Annotated in this window: 25 protein-coding genes; 23 read left to right on the top strand and 2 right to left on the bottom strand. The window is 61.3% G+C overall.

The window, feature by feature from the left end:
• Positions 1–70: 70 nt before the first annotated feature.
• The 10 genes from GSQ77_RS28210 (at position 71) to GSQ77_RS28165 (ending at position 11814) form a co-directional block, all read left to right on the top strand.
• Positions 71–841, top strand: coding sequence for a ferredoxin--NADP reductase (locus tag GSQ77_RS28210; protein WP_158907323.1), 771 nt, complete (start codon positions 71–73; stop codon positions 839–841).
• A gap of 608 nt (positions 842–1449) precedes the next feature.
• Entirely contained in the window at positions 1450–2061 is a 612-nt protein-coding gene (locus GSQ77_RS28205; RefSeq protein ID WP_158907321.1) for a sensor histidine kinase, read from the top strand.
• A gap of 9 nt (positions 2062–2070) precedes the next feature.
• Complete coding sequence (rqpR, locus tag GSQ77_RS28200) at positions 2071–2721, top strand: response regulator transcription factor RqpR (protein WP_158907319.1); 651 nt, start codon at positions 2071–2073, stop codon at positions 2719–2721.
• Between the two features lie 120 nt (positions 2722–2841).
• Positions 2842–4818, top strand: coding sequence for a tetratricopeptide repeat protein (locus GSQ77_RS28195; RefSeq protein ID WP_158907317.1), 1977 nt, complete (start codon positions 2842–2844; stop codon positions 4816–4818).
• Positions 4819–5187: 369 nt separating this feature from the next.
• Positions 5188–6726 (top strand): flagellin, encoded by a 1539-nt coding sequence (locus GSQ77_RS28190; RefSeq protein ID WP_158907315.1) that lies wholly within the window; start codon positions 5188–5190, stop codon positions 6724–6726.
• Between the two features lie 214 nt (positions 6727–6940).
• The gene (fliD, locus tag GSQ77_RS28185; RefSeq protein ID WP_158907313.1) at positions 6941–9028 is read left to right on the top strand and encodes a flagellar filament capping protein FliD; all 2088 of its coding nucleotides are present in this window, start codon (positions 6941–6943) and stop codon (positions 9026–9028) included.
• Positions 9029–9113: 85 nt separating this feature from the next.
• Positions 9114–9563 (top strand): flagellar export chaperone FliS, encoded by a 450-nt coding sequence (gene fliS / locus GSQ77_RS28180; RefSeq protein ID WP_158907311.1) that lies wholly within the window; start codon positions 9114–9116, stop codon positions 9561–9563.
• A gap of 1 nt (position 9564) precedes the next feature.
• Positions 9565–9903, top strand: a complete 339-nt coding sequence (locus GSQ77_RS28175) for a flagellar protein FliT (protein ID WP_158907309.1) — start codon at positions 9565–9567, stop codon at positions 9901–9903.
• 112 nt (positions 9904–10015) lie between these two features.
• Positions 10016–11488 carry a flagellar hook-length control protein FliK gene (locus tag GSQ77_RS28170; RefSeq protein WP_158907307.1) on the top strand — a complete coding sequence of 491 codons (1473 nt, stop codon included), beginning with the start codon at positions 10016–10018 and terminating at the stop codon, positions 11486–11488.
• Positions 11485–11814 (top strand): EscU/YscU/HrcU family type III secretion system export apparatus switch protein, encoded by a 330-nt coding sequence (locus GSQ77_RS28165; protein ID WP_158907305.1) that lies wholly within the window; start codon positions 11485–11487, stop codon positions 11812–11814. The genes GSQ77_RS28170 and GSQ77_RS28165 overlap by 4 nt, the downstream gene beginning before the upstream one ends.
• On the opposite strand, the gene fliE is transcribed toward GSQ77_RS28165, so the two are convergent.
• Positions 11795–12136: a flagellar hook-basal body complex protein FliE gene (gene fliE / locus GSQ77_RS28160; protein WP_158907303.1), complete on the bottom strand. Its 342-nt coding sequence runs from the start codon at positions 12134–12136 to the stop codon at positions 11795–11797. The two genes, GSQ77_RS28165 and fliE, sit on opposite strands and share 20 nt — an antisense overlap.
• Before the next feature lie 298 nt (positions 12137–12434).
• Between fliE and fliF the strand changes: the two genes are divergently transcribed.
• The 13 genes from fliF to fliR all read left to right on the top strand — a co-directional run bounded on the left by fliF (position 12435) and on the right by fliR (position 24460).
• Complete coding sequence (gene fliF / locus GSQ77_RS28155; RefSeq protein WP_158907301.1) at positions 12435–14105, top strand: flagellar basal-body MS-ring/collar protein FliF; 1671 nt, start codon at positions 12435–12437, stop codon at positions 14103–14105.
• Positions 14095–15090, top strand: a complete 996-nt coding sequence (gene fliG, locus GSQ77_RS28150; protein WP_158907299.1) for a flagellar motor switch protein FliG — start codon at positions 14095–14097, stop codon at positions 15088–15090. The genes fliF and fliG overlap by 11 nt, the downstream gene beginning before the upstream one ends.
• A 51-nt stretch (positions 15091–15141) precedes the next feature.
• Positions 15142–15804 (top strand): flagellar assembly protein FliH, encoded by a 663-nt coding sequence (fliH, locus tag GSQ77_RS28145; RefSeq protein WP_158907297.1) that lies wholly within the window; start codon positions 15142–15144, stop codon positions 15802–15804.
• The gene (gene fliI, locus GSQ77_RS28140; protein ID WP_254067866.1) at positions 15801–17597 is read left to right on the top strand and encodes a flagellar protein export ATPase FliI; all 1797 of its coding nucleotides are present in this window, start codon (positions 15801–15803) and stop codon (positions 17595–17597) included. The genes fliH and fliI overlap by 4 nt, the downstream gene beginning before the upstream one ends.
• A gap of 34 nt (positions 17598–17631) precedes the next feature.
• Positions 17632–18084: a flagellar export protein FliJ gene (gene fliJ / locus GSQ77_RS28135; protein ID WP_158907295.1), complete on the top strand. Its 453-nt coding sequence runs from the start codon at positions 17632–17634 to the stop codon at positions 18082–18084.
• A 39-nt stretch (positions 18085–18123) separates the two neighbouring features.
• Positions 18124–19692, top strand: a complete 1569-nt coding sequence (locus tag GSQ77_RS28130; RefSeq protein WP_158907293.1) for a flagellar hook-length control protein FliK — start codon at positions 18124–18126, stop codon at positions 19690–19692.
• A gap of 309 nt (positions 19693–20001) precedes the next feature.
• Positions 20002–20505, top strand: coding sequence for a flagellar basal body-associated protein FliL (gene fliL, locus GSQ77_RS28125; protein WP_158907291.1), 504 nt, complete (start codon positions 20002–20004; stop codon positions 20503–20505).
• A gap of 7 nt (positions 20506–20512) precedes the next feature.
• Positions 20513–21511: a flagellar motor switch protein FliM gene (gene fliM, locus GSQ77_RS28120; RefSeq protein WP_158907289.1), complete on the top strand. Its 999-nt coding sequence runs from the start codon at positions 20513–20515 to the stop codon at positions 21509–21511.
• A gap of 42 nt (positions 21512–21553) precedes the next feature.
• Positions 21554–21949: a flagellar motor switch protein FliN gene (fliN, locus tag GSQ77_RS28115; protein ID WP_158907287.1), complete on the top strand. Its 396-nt coding sequence runs from the start codon at positions 21554–21556 to the stop codon at positions 21947–21949.
• Between the two features lie 40 nt (positions 21950–21989).
• Positions 21990–22550: a flagellar biosynthetic protein FliO gene (gene fliO, locus GSQ77_RS28110; protein WP_254067865.1), complete on the top strand. Its 561-nt coding sequence runs from the start codon at positions 21990–21992 to the stop codon at positions 22548–22550.
• Positions 22550–23356: a flagellar type III secretion system pore protein FliP gene (gene fliP, locus GSQ77_RS28105; RefSeq protein ID WP_158907285.1), complete on the top strand. Its 807-nt coding sequence runs from the start codon at positions 22550–22552 to the stop codon at positions 23354–23356. Before fliO ends, fliP begins: the two co-directional genes overlap by 1 nt.
• Positions 23353–23622, top strand: coding sequence for a flagellar biosynthesis protein FliQ (gene fliQ, locus GSQ77_RS28100; protein ID WP_158907283.1), 270 nt, complete (start codon positions 23353–23355; stop codon positions 23620–23622). Before fliP ends, fliQ begins: the two co-directional genes overlap by 4 nt.
• A gap of 40 nt (positions 23623–23662) precedes the next feature.
• Entirely contained in the window at positions 23663–24460 is a 798-nt protein-coding gene (fliR, locus tag GSQ77_RS28095; RefSeq protein ID WP_158907281.1) for a flagellar biosynthetic protein FliR, read from the top strand.
• Between the two features lie 3 nt (positions 24461–24463).
• Here the strand turns inward: fliR and flgL are convergent, their stop codons facing one another.
• Positions 24464–26326: a flagellar hook-associated protein FlgL gene (gene flgL / locus GSQ77_RS28090; RefSeq protein WP_158907279.1), complete on the bottom strand. Its 1863-nt coding sequence runs from the start codon at positions 26324–26326 to the stop codon at positions 24464–24466.
• Between the last annotated feature and the right edge of the window lie 6 nt (positions 26327–26332).

The raw sequence follows: 26332 nt of genomic DNA, 5'->3' as shown, positions 1-26332 counted from the left end.
CGTCCTGTGCGCTTTATTTAACTCCAGGCTAAGCATTTGTTAGCCATCGCTGTTCGATCAACCACAAGCCATGAGCAACCTGAACCAGCAAACCGTTTTGTCCGTCCACCACTGGACCGATACTCTGTTCAGCTTCACCTGTACCCGCGACACCTCGTTTCGTTTCGACAACGGGCAGTTCACGATGGTGGGCCTCGACGTCGAAGGCAAGCCACTGATCCGGGCCTACAGCATGGCAAGCGCCAACTACGAGGAAAACCTCGAGTTTTTGAGTATCAAGGTACAAGACGGGCCGCTCACCTCGCGCCTGCAGCACTTGAAGGTCGGCGACCAGGTCTACATCGGCAAAAAGCCGGTGGGTACGCTGGTGGTCGACAACCTGCTTCCCGGCAAGACGCTGTGGCTGCTGTCGACCGGCACCGGTTTGGCGCCGTTCATGAGCGTGATCAAGGATCCCGACGTGTATGACCGTTACGATCGCGTGATCCTGACGCACACGTGCCGCTTTGTCGACGAACTCGCGTACATGGAATACATCACGCAGTCGCTGCCGAACCACGAACATATCGGCGACCTGATTCGCGAGAAACTGGTCTATTACCCGACCGTGACGCGGCAGGAATTTGCCAATCGCGGCCGGATCACCGACCTGATCGAGAACGGCAAGCTGTTCGAAGACCTTGGCCTGCCGCCCTTCTCGCTGGAAAACGACCGGATGATGCTGTGCGGCAGCCCGCATATGCTCAAAGACACGCGTGAACTGCTGCACTCGCGCGGGTTCGAAGAAGGTAGCCAGTCCAAACCGGGCCATTACGTCGTCGAAAAGGCATTCGTCGGCTAAAAATCGAGTTCTCCGGTGTTACACGAAAAAGCGGCCCGTCGGGTCGCTTTTTTTGTGACGAGGACAAATCCGCAACTGTTGCGACATCCGTTTCGCCCCGCTTGCACTTCTGCGCCCGCCCCCTCTATTCTTCTCCCCGCATCTTCATCGCGCGGTCGTCGCGCGCTCTTCCGTCGCATCAATTCGGCGTGTAGGAATTTATTACCTTCGATTACGCGTTTCGTTTCATTTCTAATACAGAAATGAAACGAATATTTTCGTCGCGAAAACGCCGCACGCCTCTGGAACGTCATTTATCTTCAATAATTTTGGGATACCATGGCGTCTTGCAGAATTTTCCGGGGCTGTTTTCTAGGTTTTATATCGCCAAGGATTTCTTTAAAGCGCGGTCTGAAATTTGAAAATTGACAGGGTGTTTTTCTTACACCGTGTCAGCCGATTTGCAAGCCAGAAGTAAGTAAATTGACACCCGGTTCGATCCGGGCCTCGGGCTAATGACATACAAAAATACTACGCCGCCGCCCCTTGCAGGCACCCGGAAGCCGCGGCACAACACCCCACAGTCGTCAACCGCGCTAAATGCCGCCCGAGAACAGGAACGAGAGCGTTTGGCCCGCGACCTGCACGACGAACTGGGCGCCCATCTGACCGCATTCCGATACGTTTTCGCGCGCCTCGAGGCCTGGCTGCCGCTCACCGATCCAGCCTGTCAATCCATGCTCGACACCACCCAGCAAGCGTACGACGCACTGTGCGAAGCGAGCCGGCGGGTCATCAGCGATTTGCACTCCCCTATCATCGAGGCCGGTTTGATTGCCGCACTCGGGCAATGGCTGGACGGCTTTTCAGCCCAAACGGGGTTGGCTACCAGCCTGGTTTGCGCCGCCGATTCACGCATCACCCAGTTGAACCCACAAGCCGCCACGGCGGTGTTCAGAATTATCCAGGAAGCCGTCAATAACTCGGCCAAACACGCTAAATCGGAACGCATCGACGTGAGCATCTCCACCGAATTGCGTCAGTTAACAGTAACCGTGACCGACTATGGACTCGGCTTTGCTGTGGGCACGCCGAGTCGAATCGGGCATTTCGGCATCGACGGCATGCGTGAACGCTGTCGAAATCTAGGGGGAACCCTGAAGATCAGTTCCGAGCCTGGTGTGTCGACCACCGTGTCCGCGCGCCTGCCTTGGCAAACGCTGCTTCAGCCTCAGGCGTGACATTCCTTCATGGCGCTTAAAATTTTGCTTGTCGACGACCATGCGATCGTTCGGCAAGGCGTTAAACAGCTGCTGCTCGACCTCGGGGTAGCCGACACCGTGAGTGAAGCCGAAAGCGGCGCGGATGCGCTGTCTCAAGCCGATCGTGCCGATTGGGACGTGGTGCTGCTCGACATCTCGCTACCCGACATGAATGGCATAGAAGTGCTCAAACGCCTGCGCCGCAAGGCGCCGCGGCTCCCGGTGCTGATGTTCAGCATGTATCGCGAAGACCAGTTCGCGGTGCGCGCACTCAAGGCAGGCGCAGCCGGATACCTATCCAAAACGGCGAATACCGCTCAAATGACCAGCGCAGTCCAGCAAGTTGCGGCCGGGCGCCGTTATGTCAGCCCGAAAATGGCCGAGGCACTCGCCGACTACATTTCGCTGGACAGCGACCAGCTTCCGCACGAAAAGCTATCGGATCGCGAATACCAGACGCTTTGCATGCTGGGCTCGGGCAAACGCCTGACCGATATCGCCAAGACGCTCTCGCTTTCGGTCAAGACCATCAGCGTGTACCGCTCGCGCCTGCTCGAAAAGATGGAGCTCGAAAACAATGCGCAGCTCACTTATTACGTCATGAATCACCATCTGGTGAATGACGAGATGGAGCGGTAAGCTCCCGTTGCTATTCGGCCGCCATACCCCGTCAATCTTTCCGTACCGCACCCACACACTATATATATGCGAAAAAGTAGCCAAAAAGCAGCCGTTCGCTCGCAGACGGACGTACCCAGCGTGCACGCAGCACAGATCGCGCGCGCCATAGAACTGCATAGACAAGACAAGCTGCCGGAAGCGCGAGCTATATATCAGTCTGTGTTGAAGGCGTCGCCGCGGAACTTCGACGCGATCAATTTGCTCGGTGCAATCGATGTACAGGTCGGCGAGCACGCAGCGGCCGTCGAGAAAATAAACCGCGCGCTCAAGATCAACCCCAACAACGCCTCGGCCCACTCCAACCTGGGCCAGGCGTTGATGAACCTGCGCCGTTATGACGAAGCCCTAGAGGCCCTGCTCAAAGCTGCCGCGCTCGATCCCAACCATATCAACGCCCACCAGAACCGTGGCGACCTGCTGGTTACCATGTACCGCTTCATGGATGCGATAGAGGCGTATCAAATCGTCGTCAAACTCGCGCCGGATCACGTTAAAGCCTGGTGCAACATGGGACTGGCCTTTGTGGGGCGGCAACTGTTGAACGAGGCGGTCGAGTGCTTCAACAAGGCCATCGCGATCGATCCGAAATTTGCGCAAGCGCTGAACAACCGCGGCCAGGCGCTGCGCATCTTGGGCCGCTACGAAGAAGCCGCGCAAACCTTCGCTGCGGTGTTGTATTGCCAGCCCGGTTACGACTACGTACCGGGTTATCTTTTCAACTCGCAACTCTATTGCTGCAATTGGAGCGCGTACTACGACAACCGCGCAGTGATCGCCGCCGAACTGATGGCCGGCCATGCCGCCGACAATCCGATGCAGTTCTTGTCCGTATCGGATTCACCGGCCGAGCAGTTGGTCTGCGCAAACGCTTACACGGCGAAACGCCATCCGCCGCACGAGCCCGTGCTGTGGCAAGGCGAGATCTACGGTCACACGCGCGTGCGAGTCGCCTATCTGTCGGCGGATTTCAACAATCACGCGACGGCCTATCTGATGGCCGAGTTGTTTGAAATCCATGATCGCAGCCGTTTTGAAATCGTCGCATTTTCGTTTGGCCCCAATGACGCCAGCCCGATTCGCCGGCGGCTCGAACAGGCGTTCGACCACTTTGTCGATGTTTCCGGCAATACCGATGTGGAAGTCGCGAAAATGATCCGCAAGCTGGAGATCGACATCGCGGTCGACCTCAAAGGCTACACCCGGGACTGCCGCACCGATATCCTGTCCTCGCGGCCGGCGCCGGTTCAGGTCAACTACCTCGGTTTTCCCTGCACCATGGGCGCGCCGTACATCGACTATTTCATCGCCGACCGGATTACCGTGCCCGAAGAGCATCATGCCTTTTTCAGCGAGAAGATCGTTTATTTGCCGGGTACCTATCAAGTCAACGATACCAAGCGCAAGATTGCCGATGAAACGCCCACGCGCGCGCAAGCCGGTCTGCCGGAAGCGGGCTTCGTGTTTTGCTGTTTCAACGAGACCTATAAACTGACGCCCTTTGTTTTCGACGTCTGGATGCGTTTATTGGCGCAGGTCGAAGGCAGCGTGCTCTGGCTGCTGGACGGCAATGCTTCGGTTGCGCCCAATCTGCGACGTGAGGCGCAGGCGCGTGGCATTTCGCCCGACCGATTGATTTTTGCGCCGCGGCTGCCGCTAGCCAACCACTTGGCACGCTACCGGCTCGCCGACCTGTTCCTCGACACCTTGCCAGTCAACGCTCACACCACCGCCAGCGACGCGTTGTGGGTCGGCCTGCCGGTGCTGACCTGCCTGGGCAACGCGTTCGTCGGACGCGTTGCGGCCAGCTTGCTTAATGCCGTATGCCTGCCCGAGATGATCACCACGAACCTCGCGCAATATGAACAACTCGCGCTGGAGCTGGCGCACGCCCCGGAACGGCTGCAGGCGATGCGGCAAAAATTATTGACCAATCAACTTGATTTCCCGTTGTTCGACTTGGCCCGCAAACGGGACCATCTGGAAACCGCCTATCTCGAGATGCATTCCCGCACAGCCAAAGGCCTGCCTCACGGCCCCTTCGAGATCGTGCCCTGATCGGGCGTCGAGCCGGCCTCGATCAGACTTCGATCGGACCTTACCCGCCGCCGGCATGGGCCTAGCCGGCGAGCGCGGGCTTCCTAATACATTACATTGCGTTGCAACATCGGATGCCCGCAGATCGCTCGCGCGGCTCTTGTGCCAACCCGTGGACCCATGCTTGGCCGCCCCGTGAGCCCACGCTTGAGCCCACTAAGGCAATTAATCTCCAGCCACCGCGAAAAAAATCGAAATTCTTTGCTAAAGCTTTCGGAAGTGCTTCCGATAACCTATTTAACGGTGGCAAGCGCGCAGCAAACTGCGTAGCCGACGTTATACGGCACGTTTGGCCGGAAAGCATAACTTCGCGAATTAGGAGCGTCTCAGATGACCACAGTAATTAACACCAATATTGCGTCGTTGATTGCCCAGAACAACCTGGCCAACACGCAAAACTCGCTGACCACGGCAATCACCCAGTTGTCGTCGGGCCTGAAGATCAACAGCGCTGCTGACGATCCTGCAGGTCAAGCTATCGCCAGCTTGCTGCAATCGCAGATCAACGGCCTGACCACCGCACAGTCGAACGCCAACATTGGTATTTCGCTGGCGCAAACCGGTGAGAGCGCGCTGAGCCAAATCACGAACAACTTGCAAACGATTCGCCAGTTGGCCGTGGAATCTTCGAACGGCACGCAGTCTGCAGCCAACCGCGCTTCGCTGAACCAAGAAGCTCAACAAGCGATTGCACAGATCAACACGATCGCCTCGACCACCCAGTTCAACGGCACGACCTTGCTGGACGGCACGTTTGGTCTGCAAAACTTCCAGATCGGCGCTGACGCAGGTCAGACCCTGGGCCTGAACATTTCGTCGGGCGTGAAAGCTTCGCAAATCGGTCAAATCTCGAGCACCACGTTCCAACTGAACTCGAGCTCGACGGGCAACTTGTCGGCCGCCGGCGGTACGCTGACCATTGACGACAACGGCCAGTCGACCTCGATCGGAACTGCACAAGCAGGCACGGGCGCAGGTCAAACGGCTAACAGCGCGTTCGCCGCAGCCGCAGCCATCAACAATTCGGACATCGTCGGCCTGGACGCTACCGCGACCAACAACCAAGCCTTCAACTTCACCGCTGTGGGCAACAGCAGCACGGCTGCAGACACGTTCTCGCTGACCTTGAATGGCCAGACGATCAACACCAACGTTGCAGGCGGCACCACGCTGACCGCAAACGACCTGATCCTCGCGATCAACAACTCGGGCACCGGCGTCGAAGCCGCAGCATGCGGCAGCCAGATTATCCTGACCGCAGCAGACGGCAGCAACATCAGCCTGTCGCAATCCGATACCAAGAGCCTGCTCAGCGGCGGTCTGTCGGCGACCACCGCAGCATCGGCACCGGCAGGTGACGGCACCGGCGGTTTGACCACCGCACTGGCTGCAGGCGGGACGTCGTCCACGGCTTCGGGCCAGTTGTTCGGTAGCGTCACGCTGTCGACCGCCAACACGCTGGCGCTGAGCGGCTCGGTTGCAGGTACGGCTGAGTTGGCTGACTTCTCGAACGTTGCTGCAAACTCAACCGGCGGCCTCTCGGTTGTGACGACCGGCACGCTGGCACAACTGAGCTTGACCACGGAATCCAGCTCGCAGACCGCCATCGAAATCGTTGACGCTGCACTGAATCAGGTCAGCACCTTGCAAGGTCAACTCGGTTCGGTACAAAACCGGTTCACCTCGACGATCTCGAACTTGACCGCATCGACGCAAAACGCGACCTCGGCTCAGTCGACGATTCAAGATGCCGACTTCGCCAGCGCAACGGCCTCGCTCTCGCGTGCACAGGTTCTGTCTCAGGCAGCCACGGCGATTATCGCCCAGGCTAACCAGTTGCCGAACCAAGTTCTGAAATTGCTTCAGTAATAAGTCGTAAGTGAGCGTGGCGGATTCCTTGTGGAATTTGCCACGCTTGCCGCAAAAAGCAGATGCAAGAACTTAAGCCCTCGGTAGAATACCGGGGGTTTCACACTGGGCGAGCAGTAATGCCGACCCGAAGCAGCAGTACCGAATACTATGTGCACCATCGCATGATGGGCATTGCGGGTTTTCCGCGAATATAGACAGCGTAGGGGTAAATATGAGCGTTGGGTCAGTTCCACCGAGTTCGGGTAACTCAGGCGGCTCTTCCGTAGCGCCTTCATCGACGTCAACGGCGACACCGGCCTCGATCATTGCGCAGCTCGGCATCGGCACCACCCTGCCGATCAGCGCAATTCTGGCTGGACTGCTCAATATCGACAGTATTCCGCTGGTCAACCTGCAGAATCAGGTCACCGGCATCAACACCGAGATAACGGCATACGGCTCGCTTTCACTGGCCTTATCGACGTTCCAGGATGCTGTGCAGCAACTCACGCTGCCCACCGAATTCGGCGCGCTGACCGCCACGTCCAGCAATACCTCGGTATTGTCGGCAACGGCCGTCCCCGGTGCCCTGCTCGGCAACGAAACCATCGATGTCACCGCCCTGGCGCAAGCGCAATCGATTGCGACGGCGGGGCAAGCGAGTCAATCGACTTCGCTGGCGACCGGCACCAGTTCGTCCACGGTGACGTTTTCGTTCGGCACTGAAACCGCGGCCACAAGCACCAGCCCCGCGTCGTTCACGGCCAATCCCGCACTCGCGGCCGGCAGCATCACGATCGACAGCTCCAACGACACGCTGCAGGGGATCAGGGACGCGATCAATAGCGCGACCAACCTGAATGGCGTCACGGCTCAAATCGTCAACAACGGCAGCACGTCCCAACTGGTCATTACGTCTGCGAGCGGCGCGTCGCAAGCGGTGCATATCAGTGTCAGCGGCGACTCCGGCATTTCCTCGCTGTTGACGTATCCTCCTGCGACCGGCACGACGACCGGTCCAACAGAAACGGTGGCAGGTCAGGACGCGGCGTTGACGATCAACGGCGTGAGCGTGACCAGTCCGACGAACTCGATCACGGCATCCATACCGGACTTGTCGCTAACGCTCACGGCAACCGGTACCACCACGCTTACCGTCGCGCAGGACAACACGAGCACACAGAAGAACATCGACGCTTTCGTGTCGGCATATAACGTGCTGCAAACCGAGATTTCGTCGCTCACGGCCTTCAATGCGGCGACGGGCGGCACGAATGGTCCGCTGATCGGCGACTCCACCACGCTGAACGTGCAGAGTTCGCTGCAGAGCATCCTGGCCAGTGCGCTGACCGGTACCGGCAAGGGTGGCTTGACCACGCTGGCCAGTGTTGGCGTTACGTTGAACGCCGACGGCACGCTAAGCGTGGCCGACTCGGTGCTCAGCGCCGCGCTTGCCGCCAATCCGGCCGCCATCACCTCGTTATTTGCGACCTCGGGTAGCTCCACCAGCAGCAACCTGACCTATCTTGTCGCCGGCTCCGCCGCGCAGCAGGGTTCGTACGCCGTGAATGTGACGCACCAGGCGACGAGCGCCTCGGCCGTCGGTACGACTGCGTTGGGCAGCACCACCAATTTTGCCAGCCCTACGTCGTTGAGCGTTTCGCTCGACGGCGTCAATGCAAGCGTGACCATTCCGGCTGGAACCTATTCGCCCAGCAGTCTCGCATCCGAATTGCAAGGCTTGATCAACAGCAACACGACCTTCCAGACCGGCGGACTCGCTGCCAATGTGAGTATCAATAGCGCCGGTGAGCTGTCGATCGCCGGCACCGATTTCGGCTCGGCAGCAACCATCAAGGTTTCGGGCGATGCCGATACCACGCTGTTCGGCAGCGGCGGCGCGACCGTCACGGCCGGCACCGACGTGCAGGGAACCATAGGCGGTATCGCGGCAACCGGCCAAGGTCAAACCCTTACCGGCAATAAAGGCACCGCAGTGGATGGCCTGGAGATCCAGGTAGCGGGCGGCGGTACGGGCAATGTCGGCACGATCAATTTTTCGCAAGGCTATGCGGCCCAGCTCAATACGGCCCTGACCAGTGCACTCGCCAGCACCGGCCCGATCGCGGCTGCCACCACCAATCTGAATAATCAGATTACGGCGCTGAACACGCAGGAAACCGCCACCCAGGCATTTATCACCAGTCAACAGCAACAATTGCAAGCTGAATTTTCAGCACTCGATGCAACATTGGCGGCTTTGCAGAATCAATCGAGTTTTCTGCAACAAACCTTTAATCCGACCACGACGAGCGGCTAAACTAATGTCCGCTGAGCGCGTATAGGCAGATCGTTTGATAATCCGCGCAATTTAAGCCTCGGGCACTCACAGACAAGAGGGAATCATGTACCCATCGAAGAATTTTGGCGCGAGCGCTTACGCACGCGTGGGTCTCGAATCGGGAGTCAACGGTGCCTCGCCGCACGGGCTGATCGCGCTGCTGTTCCAAGGTGCGCGCCGCGCCATTTCCATCGGCCGGGTGCACATGGAGCGCAAGGATTTCATGGAAAAGGGTAAAGCGTTGTCGCACGCGATCACTATCATCGGTGGTGGCCTGCAGCAGTCGCTCAATCTCGAGCAAGGCGGCGATCTCGCGCGCAAGCTGAATTCCCTTTACGATTACATGACACGCCGCTTGCTCGAAGCCAATCTGAAGAACGATCCGACCATGTTGCTCGAAGTCGATGGGCTGCTGGCGACGATCGAAGAAGGTTGGACCGCCATCGATCCGGAAGCGGCGCCGAAAAGCCCAGTACAAAATACGCGCTTGTCGTCGCCCTCGTTCAACTTCTAATATGCAATCCGTCGCTCAACTATTCGAATGCTACGAAGAGATCGCCAAGGTCGTTTCGAAAATGTTGGCAGCGGCGCGCGAAGATCAATGGACTGTATTGATCGAATTGCAGAAAGACTATTCTGCGTTGGTGGATCGGCTGCGCCCGGTCGACGCGACCTTTGTGCTCAGTGAGCACGAGCGAGCTCGCAAGCATGACCTGATACGCCGGATCTTGTTGGACGATGCGGTTATTCGCGAACTCGCCATGCCGCGTCTGGCACGCTTGTCCGCGCTGCTGGCGAGTAACCGCCAAACCCACGCGCTCACCGAGATGTACGGCGGAAAATCGCGCCGGTAGGTGCGTGCTTCGGGTGAGCTTATGGTGAACTCAGGCACGCGCTCGCAAGCGAGCCGCCACCCAGCCGACATGGCATACAACATCATCACTTAACTTAACTTAGGTCGTCATCATGAGCGGGCTAGACCCGATCATTGCTTCCACCCTCGCCAGCCGTCTCGATAGTGTATTGAGCGCGGTGGCGAGCGGCACATCGACGGCCACGCAAACCGGTACGGCCCAGCAAACGGGCCTCCAGAGTCCATCGGCTGCGAACACGGCTGCCAACGCCGCGAACCCGGCGAGCCCACCCAACTCGGCCGAGGCCACGCTGAGCACTACGGCGCTGGCCGTCGACGCGATCCTGCGCTCCGATACCGCGCCGCCCGGCCCGGTCGTCAGCCCCGTGCCGCTGATCGCGACACCGCCCGGCCAACCCAGCGTCCTCGTGCAAACCGCCGCTGCACTCGTCGATTTGGCGGGTACCTCGAACGCCGCAGTGACCACCACGCTGCTCAATGAGCTAGGGCAAGCGCTGCTCGGCAATACCGCCACCCAGAATCCCGCCGCAGCGCTCAATGCCGCCAACGGCCTAGGTAACGCCGCCACGCTGAGCAGCACCACGGCACTCAACAGCACGACAGCGCTGAGCAATACCGGCGCTGCTACCAACAACCCGCTCGCCACCAGTGCGCTGGCGGGGGTGTCGGCAGGCGCAGTCGAACCCTTGGTCGTGGCACTGGCCAGCGCGTTACAGCAGAGCGTCGAATCGAGCGGCCTGTTCTACGAGTCGCATCTGGCACAGTGGCTGGTCGGCAACCGCAGTTTGGCGGACATGCTGGAAGAACCGCAAGCGCAAGTGACCACCTCCGCCCCCGCAACGCCCACGCAGCCTCAAGCGCAGAGTCAGCCTTCGCCCGATACGTCGGGATTGGCCAGTCGGCTCACGGCTACGCTAGCGAGTACCTTGATGGGTGGAAATCTGGCGGCAAGTGCGCGCGGTGGGGCGCCATCGAGCGCGCTTGCGCAGAGTCTCACGGCAGACAGCGCCACGGCGAGCAACTCGGCCCAAGCCAACAATGCAAACGCCGCCGCGACTATCGTGGTCAATCCGCAATTGCTGCCCCTGGTGCGGCAGCAACTCGAGGTGCTATCGGAGGGGCAATTCCGCTGGGCGGGCGAGGCCTGGCCCGGTACGCCGATGGACTGGGAAATCGAGCGCCGCGCCCATGACGGCGGTGCATCGGACAGCGCCGAGGGCACCACGTGGCGCACCCGAATCTCGATCGAACTGCCTTTGCTGGGCCGCGTCGACGCGGAGCTTTCGCTGAACTCGCAACAACTGAGCGCGCGCATCAAGGCCGCGCCATCCGGTGCTGCGATGCTGATCAACGGCAGTGCCGATTTTCGGCGCCGGGCGGCCGCGGCCGGACTCGATTTGCGCGCGTTCCAGGTGCTGCAAACGCGCAGCGCCACGACCGCGGCCACGGTAGACACGGCAGCCACGGTACAGACAGCAGAAACGGGGACCCCCGCCGCCGGCGAGCGCACCGCGCCTGACGCGGCACCCGCAACCTTGCGCCTACCTGGGCCACACACGTCATGAGCGACGACACCCGACGCAGCGCAGTTGCGCTCAAGTACGACGCCGACAGCCGCGAGCAAACGCCGCGCGTGGTGGCTAAAGGATATGGGCTGGTCGCCGAGATGATCGTGCGGCGCGCACGTGAAGAAGGCCTATTCGTGCACGAATCGCCGGAGATGGTGTCGCTGCTGATGCAGGTGAACCTGGATAGTCAGATCCCCCCGCTGCTGTATCAAGCCGTAGCCGAACTACTGGCGTGGCTGTATCAGCTCGAAGCCGGCAAAGACGACGCCGACCCCGCGCCTGCCCCGGCTTTCAAGCCCCCGCCTAAACGCTCATCTGCATGACGTCGTTGTAAGCCGTCACCAGCTTGTTGCGCACCTGAAGCGCGGTTTGAAATTCGATATTCGCCTTCTGCCCGTCCAACATGACGTCATTGAGAGCGACATTGGGCGAGCCGAGCTCAAACGCTTGGCCCTCGGCCCCTGCGTTTTGCTGCGCTTGACTGACTTTCGCCAGCGAGTCCTGCAGCATGCTGGCGAACGTGCCCCCGCTGGAAGCGCTGTTTGCGGCTCCTGCGGCGGCGGTGGCATCCGGGCCATCGGCCTGTCCCGCCATCGATTGCATTTCCTGCAGCACCGACGCCATCGGATTGATACTCGGAACCATGGTTTCTCCTGTTACGCTGCTGCCCGAAAAGCGGAATCACCCGGGATTATTGCGATTGAAGCACACGATAGCACCGGCCGCACCAACTCTACAGTGAGGATAGACGTGAAAACTAGGCTCTTTTCGCGTGATTAAGCGGTGACTCTCGAACTGATAATCAGGAGGATGCAGGGAGTGTGCGTGCCCTATTTTGTCCCATGGGCACACCGCCTGAACCGGATTCGGAGAGCAAAACCGTGGCTAGCGCCATCTTCGCCAACCTATTGAAAGCTGACGACATGCACCGCCGAGGCATTCGATGAGCGACGCACAATCGCTGCTGCCTGGTGCAGGAAGTCTCATAGCAAGCGCCGCCAAGCCGTCTTTGGTGCAACAACTGCGCAGCAACCCGCGCGTGCCGCTGATCATCACCGCGGCGGTCGCGATCGCGATCTTGATCGTGCTGGTGCTGTGGAGCCGTCAACCCGACTATAAAGTGCTGTACGCCAACCTGACGGATCGGGACGGCGGCGCCATCATCACGTCCTTGCAGCAGATGAACGTGCCGTACAAGTTCTCCGACAACGGCGGCGCCATTCTGGTTCCCTCGACCGCGGTCAACGACGCCCGGCTGCGCCTCGCGCAGCAGGGGCTGCCCAAAGGCGGCTCGGTCGGGTTCGAGTTGATGGACGGCCAGAAGTTCGGCATTAGCGAATTCGCCGAACAAATCAACTATCAGCGCGCCCTGGAAGGCGAGCTCGAACGCACCATCAGCTCGATCGGCGCCGTGCAGGCCGCCCGCGTTCATCTGGCAATCCCGAAACCCTCGGTGTTCGTGCGCGAACAGCGCAGCCCATCGGCCTCGGTGCTGGTCAATCTGTATCCTGGACGCATACTCGACGACGGCCAAGTGAGCGCGATCGCCCATATGGTCGCGTCCGGCGTGCCTGATATGTCGAGCAAGAACGTCACGATCGTCGACCAGGCCGGCGACTTGCTCACGTCGCCCTCTTCCAGCGGGGACCTCGACGCCACCCAGCTCAAGTACGTCAAGCAGGTCGAATACGATACGCAGCAACGGGTGCAATCCATCCTGACGCCGCTGTACGGCAGTGGCAATGTGCGCTCGCAGGTCAGCGCGGATGTCGATTTTTCGCATACCGAGCAGACCGCCGAGACCTTCACGCCTAACCCCACCCCCGCTTCCGCCACCTTGCGCAGCGAGCAGATCAGCGAAGCCTCGGATGTCGGCGCACACTCCGGGGGCGTGCCCGGCGCGCTTTCGAATGCACCGCCGCAACCGGCCAGCGCACCGATTTCCACGCCGGCCGTAGCGAGCGGCGCGAGCGGCGCCAGCGCGACGATCATCCCGCCGACCAGCATCCGGCACGACGTCACCACCAATTACGAAGTCAACAAAACCATCCTTCATACCGCGCAGGGGATCGGTGGCGTGAAGCGGCTGTCCGTGGCGGTCGTAGTCAACTATCTGCCGCAGGTCAATCCCGCCGGCAAGCACATCATGCAGCCGCTCACCGCAGCCCAACTGGCCCAGACCGAGCAATTGGTCAAAGACGCGATCGGCTTTGACGCGAGCCGCGGCGACGTGGTCAATGTCGTGAACAGTACGTTCTCGAACGACGACGAGCGCGCAATTTCCGACCTGCCATGGTGGAAGCAGCCGGACAACATCGATTACGCCAAGACCGGCGCGAAGTACGCGTTGATGGGCGCGATCGGCCTGTATGTGTTCTTCGGCGTACTGCGTCCCACCATGCGGCGCCTGTTCACGCCGCCCGAACCGCCTTTGCCGGCGCTTGCGGTCTCCAGCGGCATCAACACGGAGGTCATCACCTCGCTCGACGACACCGTCAAGCTGCAAAAATCCGCCTCGTTTGAACGAAATCTGACGACTGCGCGCAGTCTCGCCAAGGAGGACCCGAAAGTGGTCGCCAACGTGGTAAAAAATTGGGTGGCCGATGAACGCTGAAGGAATCCACCGCAGCGCGCTGCTGCTGATGTCACTCGGCGAGGATGAAGCGGCCGAGGTCTTGAAATTTCTGGCACCCCGCGAGGTGCAGAAAATCGGCTCCGCCATGGCGTCGCTGAAGGGCGTGTCACGCGATGAGCTTGAAAAAGTGCTTGAAGACTTCTGTACCGAGGCCGAACAGCTGGGCGCGCTGAGCGTCGACTCGGACAACTACATCCGCGCGGTGTTGACCAAGGCGCTGGGCAACGACAAGGCCGCGGGGCTGATCGAACGGATCTTGCAAGGCGGCGACACCAGCGGCATCGAAGGCTTGAAGTGGATGGACTCGGCCGCGGTGGCCGAGCTGATCCGCAACGAACATCCGCAGATCATCGCCACGATCCTGGTCCACCTGGATCGCGACCAAGCCTCCGAAGTGATCGGCTTTTTTACCGAGCGCACGCGTAATGACGTGGTGTTGCGCATTGCCACGCTCGACGGCATCCAGCCGACCGCCTTGCGCGAATTGAACGACGTGCTCACCAAGCTGCTTTCGGGCAGCGAAAATATCAAGCGCAGCCCGATGGGCGGCATACGCGCCACAGCCGAAATCCTGAACTTCCTGGGCAGCGTGCATGAAGAGTCGGTCATCGAAAACATCAAGGGCTACGACACCGAGCTGGCGCAGAAGATCATCGACCAGATGTTCGTGTTCGAAAACCTGCTCGACGTCGACGATCGCGGTATCCAGTTGCTGCTCAAGGGCATCGAGTCGGAGTCGCTAATCATCGCGCTGAAAGGCGCGCGACCGGAACTGCGCGATAAATTCCTCAAGAACATGTCGCAACGTGCAGCGGACCTGCTGCGCGAGGATCTCGAATCGCGCGGTCCGGTACGTGTTTCAGAAGTCGAGGGCGAACAGAAGAAGATTTTGCAAATCGTGCGTCGGCTCTCGGACGCCGGCGAAATCGTACTGGGCGGCAAGGCGGACGACGCTTATGTTTAAGCTCCGCCGCCCTGAGGACCGAGGCCGGACTCTCGCCTGGAGCGCCCAGCGATGAAAGCCAGCCCCTATATCCCGAAGGAACGCCTGTCGGCCTACGAGCGCTGGGAAATGGCTTCGTTCGACCCGGTTCCTCCCGCGCCGCCGGCGCCGGTCGAGATACCGGACCCCTACTTGGGCGAGCTTGCACAGCGGCGCGAACAAGCGCATCACGAAGGCTATGCGGCGGGACTGATCGAGGGGCATGCAGCGGGACACGCAACCGGTTACGACCAGGGCCGTGCGTTGGGCCTGGCCGAAGCCGAGGCGCAAGCGGCATCGTTGCAACACATCGCCGCATCGTTCAAACACGCGCTGGTCGGCGTCGACGCCGAAATGGCCGAACATCTGGTCGCGCTGGCCTTCGATATTGCCCGGCAAGTGGTGCGCCAGGACGTGGTGATCGATCCTACGGTCATACTGGCCGCGGCGCGCGAAGTGATCGCCACCGAACCTACGCTTACCGGCGCACCGCATCTGCTCGTCAATCCGGCCGACCTGCCGGTGGTGGAGGCTTACCTCAAGGACGATTTGCTTGCCGAAGGCTGGACCGTGCGTGCCGACCTCACGGTCGAGCGCGGCGGTTGCCGCGCGCACGCGGTGAGCGGCGAAATCGATGCCACCTTGCCCACACGCTGGGAGCGGGTGGCAGCAGCGATAGGACGCGTTCTAGAATGACGCCCGCCTCGACCGCCACCGTCGCATCCAAGGGCTCGGCTACGCCGCCGCCGATGGCTGCGCCGGCTACTGTCGAGGCCGAGGATCTGCTGGACATCGCGCATTCCTCGCCGCCGGAAGAAGCTGACGCCTGGACGCGCCTGGTCGAACAGGACAGCTTGAGCGGCAGCACCGTGGCCGAACTTGAGGCAGAGCTCGAGGCCGAATTTGACGTCGAGCCTGAGGTCGAACATGCGGCCGAATTTGATGTAAAACCCGACGTAAAACGCGACGCCAACCTCGACGGCGACCTCGGCGACGACCTTGACCTCGGCGACGAATCCGAACGATCCGAACGCACACCGCAGGCCTCCGATCTCGATGCGCCGGCCACCGTTCGCGACCGGCCCTACACTATAGAACGCGATCCAGCGCTGGCCGACAACGTGCACGCGCTGCGCTGGCATAGCGTATTGGACGCAGCGTCCCTCGGCGTCGCGAAAGTGATTCCGCACCGCGCCTGCGGGCGCCTGATCCGCGCCGCGGGCCTGGTCCTTGAAGCCGTGGGGGTGCGCATCCCGGTTGGCGGCGCCTGCTTGATCGAACTGCCGCCGGGCAACCCCCTGGGCATGGCACAGGCCGAAGTCGTCGGCTTTTCCGGCGACCGGCTCTTCCTGATGCCGACCTCCGAGGTATCGGGCCTGCTGCCGGGTGCACGGGTTTTCGCGCTGGAAGCGGCCCCCATCGTCGACCCGCATGCCGGCGCCAAGCGCTTGCCCGTAGGCCTGGGCATGCTGGGGCGCGTGGTCGACGCGACCGGCAAACCGCTGGACGGGCTCGGTGCGCTCAAAACCGACGAAAGCGGCGCGCTGACCGCGCCCACCATCAACCCGCTGCAGCGCGAACCCATCCATGAAGTGCTGGACGTTGGCGTGCGCGCAATCAATGCGCTGTTGACCGTGGGACGCGGGCAGCGCATGGGCTTGTTCGCCGGCTCCGGGGTCGGCAAATCGGTACTGCTGGGCATGATGGCGCGCTACACCAGCGCGGACGTGATCGTGGTTGGCCTGATCGGCGAACGCGGTCGTGAGGTCAAGGAATTCATCGAACAGATCCTCGGCACAGAAGGCATGGCGCGCGCCGTCGTGGTAGCCGCGCCTGCGGATGTGTCACCGCTGCTGCGCATGCAGGGCGCAGCCTATGCGACCTCGCTTGCCGAAAACTTCCGCGATAGCGGCCTGAACGTGCTGTTGATCATGGATTCGCTGACCCGCTACGCGATGGCGCAACGTGAGATCGCGCTGGCCATTGGGGAACCCCCGGCCACCAAGGGCTATCCGCCTTCGGTCTTCGCCAAGCTGCCGATGCTGGTCGAGCGTACCGGCAACGGGCCGGCCGGCGGCGGGTCGATCACTGCGTTCTACACCGTGCTCACCGAAGGCGACGACCAGCAGGATCCGATCGCCGATGCCGCGCGCGCGATCCTGGACGGTCACATCGTACTATCGCGTGCCTTGGCCGAAGCCGGGCACTATCCCGCCATCGACATCGAAGCGTCCATCAGCCGCGCCATGACTGCGCTGATCGACCAAACGCAGTTCGACAAGGTCAGGCAGCTCAAGCAGATGCTGTCGCGCTATCAGCGCAACCGCGATTTGATCAACGTGGGCGCGTATGCCCAAGGCCGCGATCCTTTGCTCGATCGCGCGATCGCGCTGTATCCGAAAATTGAAGGTTTCTTGACGCAACGTATCAACGAACGGTCCGATCACGCTGCCAGCGTCGCCCAACTGGCGACGCTCGTCCAGGGATAGCCGCCATGGTTCGCACGCTCGGGAGCGCACGATAATGGAACATTTGCCGCTGAACACCTTGATCGATCTCGCCCAGTCGGACGTGGACGAGTCGACCCGCCATCTGGGCTTGTTGCAAAAGCAGCGCGATGAAGCGAAGCGCCAGGTCGATTCATTGGCGCATTACCGCGATGAATACCGGCGACGCTTGGCCACCGAGGCGCAAGGGGGCATGAATGCGTCCCACTGGCGTAATTTTCATCAATTTATCGACACCCTGGACGTGGCGATGGCGCAGCAGCGCTTGTCGATCGAAACGGTCGAGCGGCGCCTGGCGGTGGCCCGCACGGACTGGCAGCAAAAGAAGCAGAAACTCGATTCGTATGAAACCCTGCTGGAGCGCGCCAAGCAACGTGAGAACGTTCGTGTGGCCCGCATCGAGCAACGTGACTCGGACGAATTCGCCGCGAAGGCCATGCGGCGGCGCTCGGGCCTAGCCTTCGAATAGCGTGCTTGAGACGAAAAGACAGGACAACCGGAAAACAAAATGAACCCGACTAATCAGATCGATAGCATTGTCAACTCGACACCCCCCAGCAGCTCGACGAGCACTGCATCGTCGACTCCGAGCGACGCACCCAGTTTCGGCCAAACGCTGCAGGACACGATAGCCGCAGCGCAAAACGCCGCGCAGCAGGGCAAGCTGCAGGCTGAGCAAGTGGCGCAGCAAGCCGCAGCGCAGGCTCAAGCGATGGGTCAGCAGGCTGCGAACGTGTCGGCCAATGCCGCGGCGCAAGCCCGTTCGGCCGCTGGCGCGGCGTCGGCCAGCGTGGCGACCGGGAAGCTCCATCTGCACTCGCAAGGTCAGACCCAAACCGCCGACCATCACGTTCACGGCCATTCGACCGGTTCGACGACGGCCAAGGCCCACGAGCACGGCACGCACCAGACGGCTCAAAATTCGAGCACCGCCACCAATCCGAACGCTCAGGCAACCACTCAGGCAACCACTCAAGCAGCCACACAGGCCGCAACTCAAGCAGCCGGTCACGCAACCGCGGGCACAAAATCGCTGTTCCCCCCGGCCGCAGCAAACGATCCTATCGCGGCGGCGGTCACTGCCGCTTTGAACGCCGTGGCCAGTACTGCCACCGCGATACCGCGCACGGTACACGTCGCCAATACCGGCAAATCGGTCGATAAGGAAGCCCTCAACGCGACCAACACGTCCACGACCACCGCCGCCGACAGCGCCGCGGCGAAGGAAGCCCTCGAAGCCAACGCGGCTTCGAGCAAACCGGCCGCGCAGCCGGTCGCGGGCAACGAGGGCATCGGCGACAAGTCCGTGACCAAAGGTTTCACGCTGGGCGCCCAGACGGCTGGCGGCAAAAACACGCCCCCCTCGGGCGACGTCAAGGAGGGCGCGAGTCAGGCCAACGCCAACACCCGCGATGCCAACACCAGCGTCGCGTCCTCAAGCCCGGACGTGAGCGCGTCCAAAGATGCGCAGGCGTCCCAGAACACGTTGAACGCCTTGGCCGCACAAGTCGCGGCAGCACAACAACAACCGGCCAACCAGTCCGATGCCACCGCCTCAGTCGCGGCTGCCGCGGCGGCGGCAGCCGCCGTCACGACCGCGACCCCGCAGGTCGCCTCGGCCGACGCCGCCGTCAATCCGGCATTCACGATCACGGCACCTGTGGGCAGCCCGAACTGGGCGGGCGAGTTGAGCAACAAGGTGGTTTTCATGACCAACGACCATCAACAGACCGCGCAGCTCAGCCTCAACCCGCCCAATCTCGGGCCGCTGCAGGTGGTATTACAGGTGAGCGGCGCACATGCCCACGCGATGTTCGTGTCCGAGCACCAGCACGTGCGCGACGCGGTCGAGCAAGCCATACCCAAGCTGCGCGAGCAACTGGCGGCAGGCGGCATGGGTCTGGGCAGCGCCAGCGTGAGCGACGGTGCAGCTCAGCAACAAGCGTTTAACCAAAACAACGGCAACGGCTCGCGTCGCTCGGGCACGGCCCAGACGGAGGCTGCAGCCGCCGCGCTGGCGACCAGTGCGGCAGCCCCGGCTCGCATCAGCCAAGGCCTCGTGGATACGTTCGTGTAAGGCACTGCCGGCCGCCCGGGCCGCTCTCGTACTGCGTCCGCGCCACGCGGACGCCCCCGGTTCTGCGTGCGCGGGTCGCACGCGGAACGATGCCGCTTTTGCGATGCATCAAATTTTCGCCCGCTACCCTCAAGCCTGGGTCAATTCGCCCGTTAACGTGTTTACCGTGGTTTGTGCAACGCGAATGCGTGAGCGATATGACGGTGACGGCGTATAAATGCGCGAGGTGGCTCTAATTGTCCCTTCTGTTTGGGCAATCGCCAGCGGCGTTTTTAGCGAAAATTCACCTTGAAAGATTGAGGCTTCATCATGGCAACCAGCGCGAGTCGTCAACCAGCAGCGCCAGTGGCTGCGGCGGCACCCCAGAAAAAATTGATTGTTGTATTACTGGTGGTACTTTTAGTACTTTTAGTCTTGGGCGGGGCCGCGGCGGCATATTATTTCTTTTTCATGCCGCATGACAGCCAAGCCACAGAGAAACACGTGGAGAAGCTGCCGCCTCCGGTGTTCTTTGCGATTGATCCGTTCACCGTGAATCTGCAGTCCGACGATGGCGAGCGTTATTTACATGTGGGCCTCACATTGAAACTGAGCAACCAGTCTGCCGCAGACGACCTCAAGGAACACATGCCTGAAATCCGTAGTCGGATCTTGATCCTGCTTTCCAACAAGCATCCTTCCGACCTGACGTCGCTCGATGGCAAGAACACGTTGGCGCAGGAAATTCGCGCGCAAATCGAGACGCCGTATTCTCCGGGTGGCGCGGTGACGCACGTGAACGACGTCTTGTTCACCGATTTCGTGGTGCAGTGAGCGGGCAATGGCGCACGAAGAGTTCCTATCACAAGACGAGGTCGATGCCCTACTGAAGGGTGTCAACGGCGAGCAGGACGCGGCGGTCGACAAGACCGACGCGAACGGCGTTCGCCCGTACAACCTGGCTACCCAGGAGCGCATCGTGCGCGGGCGCATGCCCACGCTCGAAATCATCAATGAGCGCTTCGCGCGCTTGTTGCGGTCGGCGTTATTCAGTTTCATGCGGCGCACGGCCGAAATCGTGGTCGGGCCCGTCAAGGTCCAGAAATACAGCGAATTCATCCGCAACCTGCCGGTTCCGACCAACCTGAACCTGGTTCATATCAAACCGTTTCGCGGCACGGCCCTGTTCGTGTTCGACCCCAACCTGGTGTTCCTGGTGGTCGACAACTTGTTCGGCGGCGATGGACGCTTTCACACCCGGGTCGAAGGTCGCGATTTCACGCCGACCGAGCAGCGCATCATCCTGCGTTTGCTCAATTTGATATTCGAGCACTACACCGCGTCGTGGAAGCCGATTTATCCGATCGAACTGGAATACGTGCGCGCCGAAATGCACACTCAGTTCGCGAACATCGCAACACCGAACGAAGTGGTAGTGGTGACCACCTTCACGATCGAACTGGGCTCCGTTGGCGGCCAGCTCAACATCTGCATGCCGTACTCGCTGATCGAACCGGTCCGCGACCTGCTCTCCAGCCCGTTGCAGGGCGAAGCGCTCGAAGTCGACCGCCGCTGGATCCGCATGCTGTCGCAGCAAGTGCAGACGGCCGATGTCGAGCTGGAAGTCGATCTTGCCGAAATCACCAGCGATTTTCTGCAAATCCTGAACATGCAGGTCGGCGATGTCCTACCGCTGAACTTACCCGAGACCGTTGTGGCCAAGGTCGATGGAGTGCCGGTGATGGAATGCGGATACGGAATTTTCAATGGTCAGTACGCACTGCGCGTTCAACGCATGATCAGTGCGGCTGACGGATCACGCGATGGAGTGGACGAATGACACGCGCCACCCGCCCACCTGCCTCGAATTAGGAAGCCTACGATGAGTGAAGAAGCAGAAACAGGCCTGGACGACTGGGCGAGCGCCATGGCCGAGCAGACCAGCGTGACCGAAGCGGAAGCGCCGGCGCCCGCTGCGTTCCAGCCGTTGACGGGCATTACCGCCCCTGGCACCAAGAACGATATCGACATGATCCTCGATATCCCGGTGCAAATGACGGTCGAGTTGGGCCGCACCAAGATTGCGATCAAGAACTTGCTGCAGCTTGCACAAGGTTCGGTCGTCGAACTCGACGGCCTGGCCGGCGAGCCGATGGATGTGTTGGTCAACGGTTGCTTGATTGCGCAGGGTGAAGTGGTGGTGGTCAACGACAAGTTCGGGATCCGTCTCACCGATATCATCACGCCTTCCGAACGCATTCGGAAACTCAATCGATGAGGTGCTCGGACGAGACCGAGGCCGGCAGCGGGATGTATTGATGACGAGATTCAAGTATGCGGGCGGGTGGTTGCGGTTCGCGTGTGGCGTTGGCCTGAGCGTTTCCACATGGGCCATGTCCGCTGCAGTACTGGCCGCAGAGCCGCGTGCCGCCAGCGGCACGCTCGTGACTCCGGCCGTCGGCGCCGGCACCGCGCTGCCCTCGCTGGGCGTCGGCGGTATGCTCCAGGGTATGCTCGGTTTGGTCGCGGTGCTCGCGATGGTGTTCGGCTGCGCCTGGTTCGCGCGCCGTTTTGGCATGCAGGCCAAAGGGCCGCGCGGCGTCGTCAAGATCGTCGGCGGTGTCATGTTGACGCAGAAGGAACGCGTGGTGGTGGTCGAGGTGGCTGGCACCTGGCTCGTGCTGGGCGTGGCGCCCGGTCAGGTCAGCACCTTGCATACCGTGCCGGCCGGTTCAGCTGAAGTCGGCGCGACCGGCTCCCCCGGTGGCAACATCCTATTTTCGAACCGCCTGCGCGACTCACTCGCCAAGCGCTTCGGCAGCCCAATCGAACGGGCTTCCAGCGCCGCGGGTGCCGGATCCGAGCGCGAGACACGTTGATGTTTTTCAGGTCCGCCACGAGCGCTAGCCAGCGCCCCAGCCTGCGCACCTGGGTTGCGCTTGTCGCCTTTCTGACCTTGTTCAGCATCCCGGCCCTGAGCTGGGCCCAGACCGCAGGACCCCTTTCCTCCGGCATCGCCGCCTTTAACAGCACCCCGGGCGCCAACGGCGGAACGAACTACAGCCTGAGCGTGCAAACGCTGCTCGTGCTGACGATGCTGTCGTTCCTGCCGGCGCTGCTGCTGATGATGACGAGCTTCACGCGCATCATCATCGTCTTGTCACTGCTGCGCCAGGCCATGGGCTTGCAAACCACGCCGCCCAACCAGGTATTGGTGGGTCTCGCGCTGTTCCTGACGTTTTTCGTGATGTCGCCGGTGCTGGACAAGGCCTATACCGACGGCTACAAACCGCTGTCGGACGGCACCATCACCGTGGACCAAGCCGCCGATCGCGGCCTGCAGCCGTTCAAACAGTTCATGCTGCGCCAGACCCGCGAATCCGACCTCGCGCTATTTGCCCGCATCGCCAAGGCACCCGCGATGAACGGACCTGAGGACGTGCCGATCCGGCTTTTGGTGCCGGCTTTCGCGACCAGCGAATTAAAGACCGCGTTCCAGATCGGCTTCACCATTTTCATTCCCTTCCTGATCATCGACTTGGTCGTCGCGTCGGTCCTGATGTCGATGGGTATGATGATGGTGTCCCCGGCCACTATCTCGTTACCGTTCAAACTGATGCTATTCGTGCTGGTCGATGGCTGGCAATTGATCCTCGGCTCGCTGGCGCAAAGCTTCTACACATGACGCCCGAATATGTCATGGCGTTGGCGCACCAGGCGATGATTGTTTCCTTGTCGCTGGCAGGTCCGCCCTTGCTGATTGCTTTGATCGTCGGTCTGCTGATCGCAATGTTCCAGGCGGCCACGCAGATCAACGAATCGACGCTCGTGTTTATTCCCAAGCTACTCGCGGTGCTGATCACGCTGGTGATCGCGGGTCCGTGGATGCTTGGCGTGATGCTCGACTTCATGCGCAAGCTGTTCACCAGCCTGGCCGGCATCGCCGGCTAAGCCGCGCCGCATCGCCAAGATAAGGCCCAGGACAACCACCATGTTTTCCTTCACGTCGGCTCAGTTGAACGCGCTGCTCGGCGCCTATCTATGGCCGTTTTTCCGCATCCTCTCACTGCTGGCCACAGCGCCCGTATTCGGACAGCCCAATGTGTCAGTGCAAGTGAAGCTCGGCCTGGGTGCGCTGCTGACCATCATCATCGCGCCCACGTTGGGACCCATGCCCGATGTCAGCGTGGGTTCGCCGGCGGGCCTGCTGGTGGCCGCGCAACAAGTCCTGATCGGTGTATCGATCGGCATGGTAATGCAGGTGGTGTTTGCTGCGGTCGAGGCGGCCGGTGAATTTGCCGGCCTGCAAATGGGCTTGAGCTTTGCGCAACTGATCACGCCGACCGCACGCGGTGGCGCCACCGCAGTGCTGGCGAACCTCCTGAACGTGATCGGCACGCTGATATTTCTCAGCGTCAACGGCCACCTGCGCATGCTGTCCGCACTGATGGATACGTTCACGACCTTGCCTATCTCACTCGACCCGATCAGGGGCCGCGGATGGGAGACCGTGTCGGCCTGGGGCAGCACGATCTTTGCGGGCGGCTTGATGCTCGCGCTGCCGCTCGTAGCCGCGCTATTGATGGCCAATCTGGCGCTGGGAATCTTGAACCGCGCGGCGCCCCAGGTCGGGGTATATCAGGTCGGATTCGCGATCACGCTACTCACCGGCATAATCGTGCTCGACCTGAGCCTACCCAGCATGCTGCCGTTGATCCTGCAGTTGCAGGAGCGTGCTTACGACACCATCTCGGCCACCGTGGGCGGCTTCGGCGGTGCCCCTCCTTAGTTCTTAGTTGGGAATGACCGAAAACAAGGTCAAGCTTTGAGTCTGTGCGAAGGTCTTGTCCGCCGCTTCCATCGAGGTAATCAATTCCTGAATCTGCGTGGCGGTCTGCACCACATTGTCGCTGGTCAGCGTGCTCAGGTTGGTCTGCAACGCGGTGCTCGTCGCGGTGTTGTCCGTCGCGAGCGCCTGCAATTCCTGCCCGCGCGCGCCCACCGTTGCCTGTACGTTGAGCACAACGTTCAATGAATTGGCGATTTGCGAACTCGCAGTCGCCAGCGCATTGGTCAATGCGGCCGCATTGACCGTGCCGCTGCCCGGCTGCTTCAATGCGGCCACGATCGTGTTGAGGGTCGCGAAAATGCTGTTGCCGACATTTTGCTGAGCGCTCGTGAACGAATCGCCGTTGGCCGGCGTGCCGGTCACCGTCACCGATTGATCGTTGCCCAGCGGCACCGTGGTCACCGGCGGCGTGCCCGTCCCCAGCGGCACGGTAATCACGCTCGGCGGCGTGGTGCTCGAGTCGGTCACCGTGAACTGATTGGTGCCCGTCGAATACGAGACCGAATAGTTATCGAGGTTGCTCGCATTGACCGGCACCGAGGTCGTGACAGCGCCGATGGTCGCGCCTCCGGTATTGGCGCCGCCGGCGGTAGCGGTCGATGCCGTACCGAGCGCTGCGGGCGGCGTCACGCTGAAGGTGTCACCGTTGGCCGGCGTGCCGCTCAACGTAACCGACTGGCCTGCTCCCAGCGGGATGGTCGTTGACGGCGGCGCGCCGGTGCCCAGCGCAACGTTGTACGTCGTGGGCGGCGTCGCGCTCGTATCCGTGACCGTGTACTGATTGGTCGCGGTCGAATACGAAATCGAGTAGTTGTGGAGACTGCTCAAGGCGTTCGTGTTCGGAACCGCCACCGAGCCGACGCTGGCCGTGCCGGTGTTGCTCGTCGATGGCGTGAGCACGGTGTTCGAGCCGGCGCTTTGGGGCGGGCGGACCGTGAACGTGTCCCCGGCCGCTGGTGTACCCGACAGCGTGAGCGTCTCACCACCGAGGTTGATCGCGGTTCCGGAGGTATAGGGCTGCGGCGTCACGGGACCCGCCGGCACCGGCTGGTTGGTGGTCAGGTCTTGCACGGTATAGGTTGGGTTGCCGGTGGCATCCACGCCGAACGTGACCTGGAACGTGTCCCCATTGGCAGGGTCGGACGAATTGGTCACCGCTACCGCCCCCCCGCCGTTGCCCGCGGTCGCCGTCGCGCCGCCCGTGTTGTTGGCACCCGCATAGGCAATCGCCGTATTCGTACCGGGCGCCGTACCGAAGAAAACGGCGCTGCCGGGATCGTTGGTGGCGATGCTGCGGGTGTTGCCCACTTGCGCCAGCAATTGTCCGTTATCACCGGAATAGTTCACTGTGCCGTCGGCGGCGACGGTGAACGGCGGCGTGTTCGTCTCGAAACCACCGAAAATATAGTTGCCTTGCGCGTCCTGGGTATTGCCCAGGCTCACCAGTTGCTGCTCGTTCGTCTGGATTTCCCCGGCAATGGTGCTGCGCGAGGCGTCGGTCAGACCGGGTTCGCCGGCCGCGACGAGCTCCTGCTGAATCGAACCGATGGTCTTCGAGATCGAGGTCAGCGTCGAGCTTTCCAGGTTCAGGCTGTTGGTGGCCGAGGCCTGGTTGGCCGCGAATTGCGTGTTCAGCGACTCCGCCTGCTGCACGCCGACTGCAGCCGCTGCAGCCGTCGGGTTGTCAGAGGGAACATTGACGCTCAACGAGCTGCTTTCCTGGGCTTGGAGCGCGGCTATCTGAGACTGTTGGTTCAGGATGCCGGCCAAGCCCGTTTCGAAAATGGTACTGCTTGCGATACGCATGGGTAA

Origin of the sequence: Burkholderia sp. L27(2015) (assembly GCF_009765705.1) — a bacterium.
Classification (GTDB): domain Bacteria; phylum Pseudomonadota; class Gammaproteobacteria; order Burkholderiales; family Burkholderiaceae; genus LMUX01.
This window is presented reverse-complemented; position numbering and strand designations above follow the sequence as displayed.

Coding starts and splice junctions, on each gene's coding strand:
- GSQ77_RS28210 (WP_158907323.1), top strand. CDS start 71: ATGAGCAACCTGAACCAGCAAACCGTTTTGTCCGTCCACCACTGGACC.
- rqpR (WP_158907319.1), top strand. CDS start 2,071: ATGGCGCTTAAAATTTTGCTTGTCGACGACCATGCGATCGTTCGGCAA.
- GSQ77_RS28190 (WP_158907315.1), top strand. CDS start 5,188: ATGACCACAGTAATTAACACCAATATTGCGTCGTTGATTGCCCAGAAC.
- fliD (WP_158907313.1), top strand. CDS start 6,941: ATGAGCGTTGGGTCAGTTCCACCGAGTTCGGGTAACTCAGGCGGCTCT.
- fliS (WP_158907311.1), top strand. CDS start 9,114: ATGTACCCATCGAAGAATTTTGGCGCGAGCGCTTACGCACGCGTGGGT.
- GSQ77_RS28175 (WP_158907309.1), top strand. CDS start 9,565: ATGCAATCCGTCGCTCAACTATTCGAATGCTACGAAGAGATCGCCAAG.
- GSQ77_RS28170 (WP_158907307.1), top strand. CDS start 10,016: ATGAGCGGGCTAGACCCGATCATTGCTTCCACCCTCGCCAGCCGTCTC.
- GSQ77_RS28165 (WP_158907305.1), top strand. CDS start 11,485: ATGAGCGACGACACCCGACGCAGCGCAGTTGCGCTCAAGTACGACGCC.
- fliE (WP_158907303.1), bottom strand. CDS start 12,136: ATGGTTCCGAGTATCAATCCGATGGCGTCGGTGCTGCAGGAAATGCAA.
- fliF (WP_158907301.1), top strand. CDS start 12,435: ATGAGCGACGCACAATCGCTGCTGCCTGGTGCAGGAAGTCTCATAGCA.
- fliG (WP_158907299.1), top strand. CDS start 14,095: ATGAACGCTGAAGGAATCCACCGCAGCGCGCTGCTGCTGATGTCACTC.
- fliH (WP_158907297.1), top strand. CDS start 15,142: ATGAAAGCCAGCCCCTATATCCCGAAGGAACGCCTGTCGGCCTACGAG.
- fliI (WP_254067866.1), top strand. CDS start 15,801: ATGACGCCCGCCTCGACCGCCACCGTCGCATCCAAGGGCTCGGCTACG.
- fliJ (WP_158907295.1), top strand. CDS start 17,632: ATGGAACATTTGCCGCTGAACACCTTGATCGATCTCGCCCAGTCGGAC.
- GSQ77_RS28130 (WP_158907293.1), top strand. CDS start 18,124: ATGAACCCGACTAATCAGATCGATAGCATTGTCAACTCGACACCCCCC.
- fliL (WP_158907291.1), top strand. CDS start 20,002: ATGGCAACCAGCGCGAGTCGTCAACCAGCAGCGCCAGTGGCTGCGGCG.
- fliM (WP_158907289.1), top strand. CDS start 20,513: ATGGCGCACGAAGAGTTCCTATCACAAGACGAGGTCGATGCCCTACTG.
- fliN (WP_158907287.1), top strand. CDS start 21,554: ATGAGTGAAGAAGCAGAAACAGGCCTGGACGACTGGGCGAGCGCCATG.
- fliO (WP_254067865.1), top strand. CDS start 21,990: ATGACGAGATTCAAGTATGCGGGCGGGTGGTTGCGGTTCGCGTGTGGC.
- fliP (WP_158907285.1), top strand. CDS start 22,550: ATGTTTTTCAGGTCCGCCACGAGCGCTAGCCAGCGCCCCAGCCTGCGC.
- fliQ (WP_158907283.1), top strand. CDS start 23,353: ATGACGCCCGAATATGTCATGGCGTTGGCGCACCAGGCGATGATTGTT.
- fliR (WP_158907281.1), top strand. CDS start 23,663: ATGTTTTCCTTCACGTCGGCTCAGTTGAACGCGCTGCTCGGCGCCTAT.
- flgL (WP_158907279.1), bottom strand. CDS start 26,326: ATGCGTATCGCAAGCAGTACCATTTTCGAAACGGGCTTGGCCGGCATC.